The organism is Paraclostridium sp. (assembly GCF_051657365.1).
Classification (GTDB): domain Bacteria; phylum Bacillota; class Clostridia; order Peptostreptococcales; family Peptostreptococcaceae; genus Paraclostridium.
On the sequence record NZ_JBOFKN010000226.1, the window covers coordinates 1 to 12,015 of the forward strand.

The 12,015-nt window shown below is 27.7% G+C and carries 11 protein-coding genes; 10 read left to right on the forward strand and 1 reads right to left on the reverse strand.

Features of this window, described 5'->3' with window-relative positions:
• The first annotated feature begins 84 nt into the window (after window positions 1-84).
• The 10 genes from ACRCYC_RS17845 to ACRCYC_RS17890 all read left to right on the forward strand — a co-directional run bounded on the left by ACRCYC_RS17845 (window position 85) and on the right by ACRCYC_RS17890 (window position 11,377).
• Complete coding sequence (locus tag ACRCYC_RS17845) at window positions 85-408, forward strand: hypothetical protein (protein ID WP_438620455.1); 324 nt, start codon at window positions 85-87, stop codon at window positions 406-408.
• A gap of 46 nt (window positions 409-454) precedes the next feature.
• A complete protein-coding gene (locus tag ACRCYC_RS17850; protein WP_438620456.1) occupies window positions 455-1,276 on the forward strand; it encodes a MerR family transcriptional regulator in 822 nt (273 codons plus the stop codon).
• Window positions 1,277-1,416: 140 nt separating this feature from the next.
• Window positions 1,417-4,137, forward strand: coding sequence for a heavy metal translocating P-type ATPase (locus tag ACRCYC_RS17855; RefSeq protein WP_438620457.1), 2,721 nt, complete (start codon window positions 1,417-1,419; stop codon window positions 4,135-4,137).
• Between the two features lie 172 nt (window positions 4,138-4,309).
• Window positions 4,310-4,822: an ECF transporter S component gene (locus ACRCYC_RS17860; protein ID WP_438620458.1), complete on the forward strand. Its 513-nt coding sequence runs from the start codon at window positions 4,310-4,312 to the stop codon at window positions 4,820-4,822.
• 243 nt (window positions 4,823-5,065) lie between these two features.
• The gene (locus ACRCYC_RS17865; RefSeq protein ID WP_438620459.1) at window positions 5,066-6,652 is read left to right on the forward strand and encodes an ABC transporter substrate-binding protein; all 1,587 of its coding nucleotides are present in this window, start codon (window positions 5,066-5,068) and stop codon (window positions 6,650-6,652) included.
• A gap of 72 nt (window positions 6,653-6,724) precedes the next feature.
• Complete coding sequence (locus ACRCYC_RS17870; protein WP_438620460.1) at window positions 6,725-7,669, forward strand: ABC transporter permease; 945 nt, start codon at window positions 6,725-6,727, stop codon at window positions 7,667-7,669.
• 16 nt (window positions 7,670-7,685) lie between these two features.
• Complete coding sequence (locus tag ACRCYC_RS17875) at window positions 7,686-8,531, forward strand: ABC transporter permease (protein ID WP_438620461.1); 846 nt, start codon at window positions 7,686-7,688, stop codon at window positions 8,529-8,531.
• A 9-nt stretch (window positions 8,532-8,540) separates the two neighbouring features.
• Complete coding sequence (locus ACRCYC_RS17880; protein WP_438620462.1) at window positions 8,541-9,500, forward strand: ABC transporter ATP-binding protein; 960 nt, start codon at window positions 8,541-8,543, stop codon at window positions 9,498-9,500.
• Window positions 9,501-9,510: 10 nt separating this feature from the next.
• Window positions 9,511-10,473, forward strand: coding sequence for an ABC transporter ATP-binding protein (locus tag ACRCYC_RS17885; protein WP_438620463.1), 963 nt, complete (start codon window positions 9,511-9,513; stop codon window positions 10,471-10,473).
• 166 nt (window positions 10,474-10,639) lie between these two features.
• The gene (locus ACRCYC_RS17890; protein ID WP_438620464.1) at window positions 10,640-11,377 is read left to right on the forward strand and encodes a YwaF family protein; all 738 of its coding nucleotides are present in this window, start codon (window positions 10,640-10,642) and stop codon (window positions 11,375-11,377) included.
• Between the two features lie 42 nt (window positions 11,378-11,419).
• Here ACRCYC_RS17890 and ACRCYC_RS17895 read toward each other — a convergent pair whose 3' ends face one another.
• Window positions 11,420-11,884, reverse strand: coding sequence for a hypothetical protein (locus ACRCYC_RS17895; protein WP_438620465.1), 465 nt, complete (start codon window positions 11,882-11,884; stop codon window positions 11,420-11,422).
• Window positions 11,885-12,015 lie beyond the last annotated feature (131 nt).

Consider the following 12,015-nt stretch of genomic DNA (forward strand, 5'->3'; position numbering starts at 1 on the left):
TAATAAATTTTTTTTGAAAATAATAGAAAATTTAAATAAAAATGAACAAATAAAATTCAAATAAAAATAAAAGGAATGGTGAAAATGAATTTTAATGTAGTTATAGATGAAAATAAATATATGGATAAATTTTTAAAAAGCTTTAAATCATATGAAGAAGATATAAAAGCTAATATTTATAATAAGTTAGAAGAAATAATTAATTTCAAACCACATAAAATAAAAACAGCTTACCATTTAAAACGTAAAAATAATACTATATATGAATATAAGATAGTTGTTAAAAATTATAATTTTAGAGCTGCGTATATTCAAGTAGGAAATAATATAGAAGTATTTTTTATATCAAGCACTACTATAAAAAAAGATTTTGTTAAATTATTAGAAAATACAAATTTAGTAGATTAAATTATTTTGCATCAATAATATGCTAAAATATAGCAGAGGTGATTGCATGGGAAAATATTTATCAATTGGACAAATGGCTAAATTAAATAATATATCAGTTCAAACTCTTAGACATTATGAAAAAGTAGAACTACTTAAGCCTTCATATATAAACTCAGATACTGGATATAGATATTATTCGATGAATGATTTTAATACTATAGACTTAATAAAACAATGTAAGGCTATGGGTATGTCATTAGAAGAGATAAAAGAGGTTACTAATAACTATACATCGTTAGAGTCTATAGTTGAAATACTTGGTAATCAAAAAAAAATAATATCTGAGAAAATAAAGGAATTGGAAAATATAAAAAATAAAATTGAGTATATGAAAGATACATTATCATTTTCTTTGGATAAAGGCATAAATCAAGTATGTATAAAGTATAATGAAGAACGAAAATTTATAAAATATAATTATAAAGATAGATACACAGATGAGTTTGAAATACATTTAAGAAAAGTTCTTCTAGAGGTAGAAAGAGATTACGAGAATGTAAAAGCAGAAATAACTTTTACAACATCATATGAAAATTTAAAAGAAAATGGAGATGTAGTATATAAAAATGTAATGATAAACTTAGGTGAAGATATAGAATTTACTGATGAAAAAATAATAGTTATACCAAAAGGTAATTATTTAACTATGTATTTTGATGATGCATATAGAGATGCAGGCAAGTATTATGATGTGATTATGAATTACATAAAAGAAAATAACATAGAAACTATTGGTGATTTTCATGAAATATATATAATGACTAGAGTTGGTATGGATGGAAAAGAAAAATCATTAGGACAAATAGAGATATTAATGAATATATAACTGACTCTTAAATAGAGTCAGTTATATATTTTTGTATAGAAATAAAAAAGTATTTGAAAATATAAAAAAAATGTTTTAAAATACCTATGGGGGGTATATTATAAATATAATAACAATTTAAATAAGGATGGTGAAAACCAATGGATGTAAATATACAAAAAGAGACTTATCAAATAACAGGAATGACTTGAGCATCTTGTGCAAAAGCTGTTGAGAAAGCAGTCAAGAAGTTAGATGGTGTAGAAAGCCAAAGTGTGAATATAGCAACAGAAAAAATGGATGTAGTTTATGATCAAAATAAAATTAGTTTTAACGATATAAAAAGTGCAGTAGAAAAAGCAGGATACGGAATTAAATCTGAACACAAGTATAAAAAAATATCTGAAAAAATAGATATGAAGATAGAAGGCATGACATGTCAATCATGTGCAAAAGCAGTTGAAAGAAGTATAAATAAACTAAATGGAATAGAACTTGTAAATGTAAATATAGCAACAGATAAAGCAACAGTACAATACGATTCATCAGAGGTTAAAATTTCACAAATAAAAGGTGCAGTAGAAAAAGCAGGATATAAGGTTATAGATGAAACTAAAAAAATAGATATAAAAATAGAAGGAATGACATGTCAATCATGTGCAAAAGCAGTAGAAAAAAATATAAACAAACTAGATGGAATAGAAAGTATAAGTGTAAATATAGCAACAGATAGAGCAACAATCCAATATGATCCATCAAAAGTAAAAGTTTCACAAATGAAAAGTGCAATAGAGAAGTTAGGATATAAAGTTGTAGATGAAACAAAAAAAGAAACTGTGGATGAAGATAAGACAAGAAAAGAAAGAGAATTAAAAATATTAAAAAATAAACTTATAATAGCTATGATATTTGCAATACCACTATTATACATTGCGATGGGACCTATGGTTCCAGCTCCATTTGGACCATTACCAGTACCTAATATAATAAATCCTAATACTAATATTTTAAACTATGCAATAGTTCAATTAGTATTAGTTATACCTATAGTTGGGGCAGGATATAAATTTTATATTAACGGAACTAAAGCAATGCTTACAAAGAGCCCAAATATGGATTCACTAGTTGCAATAGGAACGGCAGCAGCACTTTTATACAGTATATATACAACACTTCAGTTAGTAAGTATAGATAAAATGGGTATGAGTGGACATCATCACCAATTATACTATGAAAGTGCGGGAATAATAATAGCATTAATATTACTTGGAAAATATTTAGAATCAAGATCTAAAGGTAAAACTTCAGAAGCTATTAAAAAACTTATGGGATTACAACCTAAGACAGCAACAATAGTAAAGAATAATGAAGAAATAGAAATATCTATAGATGAAGTTGAAGAAGGCGATATAATAGTTGTAAAACCAGGAAGTAAAATACCAGTAGATGGTATAGTTATTCAAGGACATACATCAGTAGATGAGTCAATGTTAACAGGAGAAAGCATGCCAGTTAGCAAAAAAGTTGGAGATAGAGTAACAGGTGCAAGTATAAATAAAAATGGTAATATAAGATTTAAGGCAGATAAAGTAGGTAGTGATACAACTTTAGCTCAAATAATAAAATTAGTTGAAGATGCTCAAGGAAGCAAAGCTCCTATAGCTAAATTAGCAGATACCGTATCAGGATATTTCGTACCAGCTGTTTTAGGAATTGCATTATTCAGTGCATTGGCATGGTATTTTATAGGAGGAAAAGATTTAGTATTTTCATTAACAATATTTATCTCAATATTAGTTATAGCGTGTCCATGTGCACTTGGTCTTGCAACACCAACAGCAATAATGGTTGGTACTGGAAAAGGTGCTGAAAATGGTATATTAATAAAAGGTGGAGAAGCGTTAGAATCTGCACATAAAATAGATACTATAATATTTGATAAAACAGGTACTATAACAGAAGGTAAACCAGTTGTAACAGATATTATAACTACTAATGGTATAAGCACAGAAAAACTTTTACAAATAGCGGCAAGTGCTGAAAAAGGATCAGAACATCCACTTGGAGAAGCTATAGTTAAACGTGGAGAACATGATAAAATAGAGTTTTTAAGTGTAAGTAACTTTAATTCTATAACAGGTCATGGAATAGAAGTTAATATAGAAAATAAAGATATATTACTTGGAAACAAAAAACTTATGGATGATAGAAACATAGATTTAAAAGATTTACACATAGCATCAGATAATTTAGCTAGTGAAGGTAAAACACCTATGTATATATCAATAGACAATCAGATTGCGGGAATAGTAGCAGTTGCTGATGTTGTTAAAGAAAGCAGTAAAAAAGCAGTAGAGAGATTACATGATATGGGTATAAAAGTTGCTATGGTTACAGGAGATAACAAAAAAACTGCCAATGCAATAGCTAAAGAAGTGGGTATTGATATTGTATTAGCAGAGGTATTGCCTGAAGATAAAGCTAATGAAGTTAAGAAGCTTCAAGATAAAGGAAACTTCGTAGCTATGGTTGGGGATGGTATAAATGATGCTCCAGCTTTAGCAAAAGCTGATATAGGTATAGCTATTGGAAATGGTACAGATGTAGCTATAGAGTCTGCAAGTATAGTTTTAATGAAGAGTGACTTAATGGATGTTCCAACAGCTATAAAGTTAAGTAAAGAAACTATTAAAAATATTAAACAAAACTTATTCTGGGCATTTGGATACAATACTATAGGTATACCTGTAGCAGCTGGAATTTTATATTTATTTGGAGGACCACTTCTAAACCCAATGATAGCAGCAGCGGCAATGAGTCTAAGTTCAGTTTCTGTTGTTAGTAATGCATTAAGACTAAGAAATTTCAAAGCTTACAAATAATAAATAACTAGGTTGAAAAAAGAATAGTCTTAACTGACTATTCTTTTTTATGTATTTTATAAATTTAAATTAATTAAAAAGCAAATTGTATGGGTACAAATATTATTGAGTATTTAAATACAGTTACATATAATTAATATTATAAAGACTCAATATTTTGGAGGTATATAAGATGCATAACGAAACTAAAAAAGTTGTGTTAAATGGATTACTAATAGCTTTAGTATGTATTGCAACGATGACGATTCAAATTCCTATGCCTGGAACAAATGGGTATATCAATATAGGTGATAGTGTTATATTTATTTCATCAATTTTATTTGGACCTATAGCAGGTATGCTTGCAGGAGGTATAGGTTCAGCACTTGCAGATATTTTAAGTGGGTATGCCCATTGGGCGGTATTTACTCTTATTATAAAAGGATTAGAAGGTTATCTAGTAGGTATTATTATAAGAAATCATAATACTTTATTAAAAAGTGTGTTTGCAACAGCATTAGGCACTATAGTTATGGTAGTAGGATATTTTGGTGCAGGAATAATTTTAAAAGGAAGTATAGTAATTTCAGCAGCATCTATACCAGCGAACTTAATTCAAGGTATAGTAAGTATGGCAATATCTATACCACTTGCATATTCTTTAAGTAAGGTAAGGTATGTTAAATCATTTAAAGCTCATTCTTAAGTTGAAAAATAATATTTTTAAAAAATAAAAGCGACTAAATATATTTATTATTTAAGTTGCTTTTATTTTTTTTTTTTTTTGAATATATGTTGAATAAAATTAAACTGAAAATTAACACAATTGTTTTTTTCTATAATTGTATAAATATATATAGTAATTAACAATTTTACATATTTATACAATTTTCATACAATAGACCTGGGACTAATATTAATGATACAAAATATTTAAGGGGGCTAAAAAATGAAAATTTCTAAAAAATTAATATCGTTAGGCTTGATAAGTACGATGCTATTTGCAGTTGGGTGCTCGTCAAAAGAAGCAACAAGTAAAGAAACAAAAAAAACGGGTGCTAGCTCAACTGGAAATTCTATTACATTATCAGTTGGATCTACGCCTCAAACGATGAATCCACTGTATGCTAATGATAGAGCATCAATGACACTTATGAATGCTATTTATTCACCATTGTATGTTATGGATGGAGAGAAGAAAACTTTTTATTTAGCTGAAAAAGTAGATATATCTAAGGATTTTTTAACTTATAAAGTTAAATTAAGAAATGACTTAAAGTGGCATGATGGAAAACCTATAACTTCAGATGATATTATATTTACATACAATGCTATAATGGATGAAAATCAAAACTCATTAAAGAGAGGAGACTTCTTAGTTGATGGAAAACCTGTAGAATTTAAAAAAATAGATAATGAAAACTTTGAAGTTAAATTACCAGCAGTTTCAATGGCTTTTGAAGCTACTTTAAGCGATTTAAGACCTATACCAAAACATATATTTGAAGGAGAAAAGGATATAGCTAAAAGTGAAAAAAATAATTCACCTATAGGATCTGGACCATATAAATTTAGAGAAATAAAAGCTGGAGAAAGTATTTTATTAGATAAAAATATAGATTATTGCTTAGGAGACCCACATTTAGATACAGTAGCATATAGAATACTACAAGATAAAAATGCAGGTACAATGGCACTACAAAATGGAGAAATACAAGCAAACTATGTTAAACCAGATCAAGTAGAAACTATTTCTAAAAATAAAAATTTAGAAGTTAGAACTTTTGATGAAGGTATGGTTGATAACTTAGTTATGTGTGAAGAAAATAAAGCTTTATCAAATAAAGATGTAAGACAAGCTATAGCTTATTCAATAAATAAGGATGAAATAATGAAATCAGCATATGGTTCAGATAAATATGCAACAAAAGCGTATTCATTGTTTGCACCAAACTCACTATACTACACAGATGATGTAGAAAAATATGATCACAACAAAGAAAAAGCAAAAGAGTTATTAAAATCTGCTGGACAAGAAAATTTAAAATTAAGATTAGCATATTCTAATGGGGACAAAACGTTAGAATCTATTGCATTAGTAATACAAAATAATTTAAAGGATGTTGGTATTGAGGTTCAATTAGTTCCACTTGAAAGAAGTGCATTTTTAGGACAATTATTTACAGAAGACACATCAAAGAGAACATTTGATATGGCTATAAATGGATATGTTATGGGGACTGAACCATCAGCTTATGCATCTTTATTCACAACTGATAATTCAAATAATACACAAGGATATTCTAATGAAGAAGTAAATAAATTATTTAAGGATGCTTCTGTAGAAACTGATAGCAATAAACGAGGCGAAATTTATAAAAAAATACAACAGATAGTTGTGGAAGATATGGCTTTATATCCAATTGCTTATCCTAAATCTATAGTTGCTATAGATAAGCAATATACAGGTATAGATGAAGCTAAATTAGTTCCTATATATATGTTCCAAGATTTATCTAAATTAAGCAAAAAATAGTAAAAGTATCATAGAGCTGTTTCATATTTGAGACAGCTCTATTTTAAAGTAAATTTAAATCGAGGTGACAATATGAAAGATAAAATTATAAAAAGGATTTTTAATATAATTCCTATGTTGTTTTTCATAACTATAATATCATTTATACTTATGCATTTAGCACCTGGGGATCCTCTACAAGCGTATATATCACCAGAAATGAACGTAGATGATATAGCAAGAATTAGGGAAAGCTTAGGGCTTAATGACCCTATAATAGTTCAATATTTTAAGTGGTTAGGAAATACATTACAAGGAAATTTAGGTTATTCAATGGTTAATAATAGACCAGTACTAGAACTTATATTAGAAAGGCTAGGACCTACATTATTACTATCAGGGAGTGCATTAATAATAGCTATAATAATATCTATACCAGTAGGGCTTATTGCAGGATATAAGAAGAACTCTATACTAGATAATATATTAAATGTAATTTCATATATAGGCATATCTATACCAAGTTTTTGGTTTGCAATGATGCTAATATATATATTCTCTATAAAATTAAATATATTTCCAAGTGTTGGAATGAGAAGTATAGGAATAGAGACTACATCTGATGTGATAAAGCACTTAGTTTTACCGGTTACAGTACTTAGCTTTTATAATTTATCAGTATATATAAGATATATTAGATCAAGTACTATAGGTCAGTTAAAGGAAGATTATGTACTTACTCAATATGCATATGGAGCAAGTACTAAAGACGTTTTATTTAAACATGTATTTAAAAATACACTACTACCTGTAATAACTATATTCGGGATGTCTCTTCCTGGTATTTTTACAGGTGCTTTTATAACTGAGACAATATTTGGATGGCCTGGAATGGGTCAACTAGGAGTAAATGCTATATTTGGGTATGACTATCCAGTAGTTATGGGAATAACTTTGTTTTCTTCATTAATGCTAATAATAGGGAATTTAATAGCAGATATACTATATACAGTCATAGATCCTAGGATCAAATCATAAGAAAGGGATATAAACGATGAATGATAGAGTGGTTAAAAACCTTAAAATAAATTTAAAGAAAAATAAGTTAACAGTTGTTGCAATTGTAATTGTACTTGTATTTACAATTGCATCTATACTTGCATTTTTATCTCCTTATGATCCGAATCAAATAGATCCATCAAATAGGCTTTTAAAGCCAGATTTAAAACATTTTTTTGGGACTGATGATATGGGAAGAGATTATTTCACTAGAGCTTTGTATGGTGGGAGAGTATCGTTAATGGTAGGATTTATGGCTATGATAATATCTACAGTAATCGGAACAATAATTGGGTCTATAAGTGGATATTTTGGAGGTAAAATGGATGAATTTATAATGAGGAGTATAGATGTACTTATGTGTATACCTACATTTTTCTTAATATTAGTTATAAATTCTTATCTTGGAGCATCTGTTAAGAACTTAATATTTATAATTGGTTTTTTAGGATGGATGTCTATTGCAAGAATAGTAAGAGGCGAAACTCTCTCTGTTAAAGAAAGAGAGTATGTACTTTATTCAAAAGCAGCAGGTCAAAGTCCTTTTAAAATAATAATAAAGCATATAATACCAAGTATATTGCCAACTATAATTGTTTCAGCAACTATAAACATAGCAACAGCTATACTTTTAGAATCTTCAATGAGCTTTTTAGGAGTTGGAGTAACACAGCCAAATGCATCGTGGGGAAGTATGTTAAAGGATGCTCAAGGTTATTTAATGGAAGCTCCGTACTTAGCATTTTTCCCAGGAATGATTATACTATTTACAGTATTAAGTTTTAATTTAATGGGTGATACATTAAGAAATGTATTTGAGCCAAAGGCAAATGACAGGTAGGTGAGTAATATGGATAAAATTTTAAAAGTAAAAAATCTTAAAACATCATTTTTCACAGAAGACGGAGAAGTAGAAGCTGTAAGAGGTATTAATTTTGAAGTTTCAAAAGGTGAGATATTAGGAATTGTCGGAGAAAGTGGTAGTGGTAAAAGTATAACATCAAAATCAATAATGAGAATTATACAAAAACCAGGAAAAATAATATCTGGAGAGCTACTATTTAATGATGAAGATTTAATGAAAAAAAGTGATAAAGAAATGAGAAAAGTAAGAGGAAATGAAATATCGATGGTGTTTCAAGATTCAATGACTGCATTAAATCCTCTACTTACTGTTGGAAAGCAAATAGGAGAAATAATAACTAGACATCAAGGTTTAAATAAAAAAGAAGCAAGAGAAAAATCTATAGAGATGCTAAAAAAAGTTGGGATTCCATCTCCTGAAACTAGAATAGATAATTATCCACATGAGTTTAGTGGAGGTATGAGACAAAGAGTATGTATAGCTATGGCTATAAGTTCAAATCCTAAACTATTAATAGCAGATGAGCCAACAACAGCGTTAGATGTAACAATACAGGCTCAAATTTTAAGACTTTTAAAAGAATTAAATGTGACTACTGGTAGTTCTGTAATGTTAATAACACATGATTTAGGTGTAGTTTATAATACTTGTGATAGAGTTATCGTAATGTATGGAGGAAGAATTATGGAAGACGGAACAGTAAAAGAAATTTTTGAAAATCCAAAACATCCATATACTAAAGGCCTTTTAAAATCTATTCCTAAAGCAAGATGTAATAAAAAAGAAAGACTAGTACCTATAGATGGAACTCCACCAAATTTATTAAATCCTCCTAGTGGATGCCCATTTTTCGATAGATGTGAATATAAAATAGAAAAATGCAGTACAAAACCAAGTACAACTTTAATAAATATAAATCATAAAGTTGATTGTTGGATTTACTAAGGAGGGTATTATGAACTTAATAGAAGTTAAAAATTTAAAAAAATATTTTACTCAAAAAAATGGATTAATTAAGAAAAACATCAAAGAAGTAAAAGCAGTAGATGATGTAACTTTTTACATAAAAAAAGGAGAAACTTTGGGATTAGTTGGAGAAAGTGGATGTGGAAAATCAACATTAGGGAGAACTTTAATAAGATTGTATGATGTAACAGATGGTCAAATTTTATTTGATGGAGAAGACATATCTACAAAATCCGAAAAAAACTTAAAAACTTTTAGAAAAAGAACTCAAACAATATTTCAAGATCCATATGCATCCTTAAATCCTAATATGACAGTAATGGAGATAATTTGTGAGCCACTAGATATCCATACAAATTACTCTAAAACTGAAAAAGAAGAAATAATATATGATTTACTTGAAAAAGTGGGTTTAAGCAAAAGTCATGCAAGTAGATATCCACATGAATTTAGTGGAGGTCAAAGACAACGTATAGGGATAGCTCGTGCACTTTCTGTAAATCCAGATTTTATATTTTGTGATGAACCAATATCAGCACTAGATGTTTCGGTACAAGCTCAAGTTATAAATTTACTTGAAGATTTACAAGTAGAGCTAGGGATAACTTATTTATTCATAGCACATGATTTATCAATGGTTAGACATATATCTGATAGAGTTTGTGTAATGTATTTAGGTAAAATAGTGGAAATTGGAGAGAGTGATGATATATATAATAATCCAAAACATCCATATACTAAAGCTCTTTTAAGTAGTATTCCAACTATTGATAAAGAAGTAAGTGAAGAAATCTTAGAAGGAGATGTACCTAGTCCTTTAAATCCACCATCAGGATGTAGATTTAGAACTAGATGTAAATATAAAAGCTTAATATGTGAAGAAAAAGAACCTCCTATGCTAAGAATTGATAAAGAACATTTTACGGCTTGTCACAATTTAGGGAAGCTATAAAAGAAGCAAAGTAAAAAATCAATATTAATAAGTATATAAGTAGTAATTTAAGAATTAAAAATGTAGTTAAACCTTGTATATTTTGTTAAACTTAACTTAATGTTTGCTAAAAAACTCGTGGGGATTTATAATATTGAAGGTATATAATCAATATAAGGAGACTTACATGGATAAAATTTATTATTTTTTTAGCACATCTATAGGAAAAAATAACTTTGTTGTATTTGGTATGATACACCTATTTTTATTAATTGTAGCTTTTTTAGGTAGTGTTATCATAGTGAAATCAAAAAAAGAAAGTAGACTATTTGAAATTTTTATTGGAAGTATATTGTTAGTTCAACAATTAACACTATATACTTGGTATATTGGTGGAAACTATCATTTTTTAAAAGAAGGATTACCACTATTTCATTGTAGGATAGCTATAATTATGTTAATAATAGGCTTGATTTTTAAAAATGATTTTATGACTAAGATGGGTTCTTATTGGGGGATTTTTGGGTCAACATCGGCTTTAATATTTCCTGGACTTGATCCATTTGCATTTCCTCATATAACTCAACTTTCATATTTTATAGGACATATATTATTGTTATGGGGTTCTGTGTACTTATTATTTGTAAAAAATATAGGTATGAGTAAAATTGAATTTAAAAAAGTGCTGATTATAACAAATATATATCATATAACAATATTTGCTCTTAATAATATAATAGGATCTAACTATGCATATATGAAATCATCACCTATTGGAATAGGAAATAGTCTGAATCCATTTTTATATGGATTTGTAGTAATGACAATTTTTAATATGATTTTAAGTATAGAATATATAATTATTAATAGAATTGAAAATAAAGATTTAGAAGAGTATTATGAAGTTGAAAGTTTAAATATGTAGAATAAAACAAAGGGTATGTCGCAAAATACGACAACCCTTATTTTATTGAACTTCATATTTTCTTGTGCTGATACACTTAAATAATATTTTTCTACTATAACCAACCATCCAAATAAATGACCATGTTAAGCAAAATGCAATACCTAATTCTATAGTATCTATCATATTAAAACTCATACGCACAAGTACTATATAACAAATACTCATAAAAACTATGTAATTAACACTAAACAACAAATCAACCATTTTCTCAGATCCTCCATTTAAATATAGGTTGTTAGATTTGATTATATTACTTCCCATACGTTTTACTTCTGAAAAAATAGAGGTAGCTGAAAAAATAAGTATCGCAATTAAAAGTACACTTATGCTGTAGTTTACTTTGTAAACAAAGCTAATAATACCAGCAAAACTTAAAATAAATAGACCTGTTAATAATTTTTTTAATAAAAACTTTATAAATATAAATGTAAGCACACATGCAACTATAATAAAAACTATTTCCAAAAAATCAATCCTTTCTAAAATGATATATATTATTAATTAAATATATATTATTTTCTAAAATATAACAAAAAATCATTTTTTTATAATATTTATAATAAATGATAAGAAGAGTGTTAATAAAGAAAAAATCA

Excerpts from the sequence above, each read along its gene's own strand:
- ACRCYC_RS17890 (WP_438620464.1), top strand. The coding sequence starts at position 10,640 with ATGGATAAAATTTATTATTTTTTTAGCACATCTATAGGAAAAAATAAC.
- ACRCYC_RS17850 (WP_438620456.1), top strand. The coding sequence starts at position 455 with ATGGGAAAATATTTATCAATTGGACAAATGGCTAAATTAAATAATATA.
- ACRCYC_RS17845 (WP_438620455.1), top strand. The coding sequence starts at position 85 with ATGAATTTTAATGTAGTTATAGATGAAAATAAATATATGGATAAATTT.
- ACRCYC_RS17865 (WP_438620459.1), top strand. The coding sequence starts at position 5,066 with ATGAAAATTTCTAAAAAATTAATATCGTTAGGCTTGATAAGTACGATG.
- ACRCYC_RS17885 (WP_438620463.1), top strand. The coding sequence starts at position 9,511 with ATGAACTTAATAGAAGTTAAAAATTTAAAAAAATATTTTACTCAAAAA.
- ACRCYC_RS17870 (WP_438620460.1), top strand. The coding sequence starts at position 6,725 with ATGAAAGATAAAATTATAAAAAGGATTTTTAATATAATTCCTATGTTG.
- ACRCYC_RS17880 (WP_438620462.1), top strand. The coding sequence starts at position 8,541 with ATGGATAAAATTTTAAAAGTAAAAAATCTTAAAACATCATTTTTCACA.
- ACRCYC_RS17875 (WP_438620461.1), top strand. The coding sequence starts at position 7,686 with ATGAATGATAGAGTGGTTAAAAACCTTAAAATAAATTTAAAGAAAAAT.
- ACRCYC_RS17860 (WP_438620458.1), top strand. The coding sequence starts at position 4,310 with ATGCATAACGAAACTAAAAAAGTTGTGTTAAATGGATTACTAATAGCT.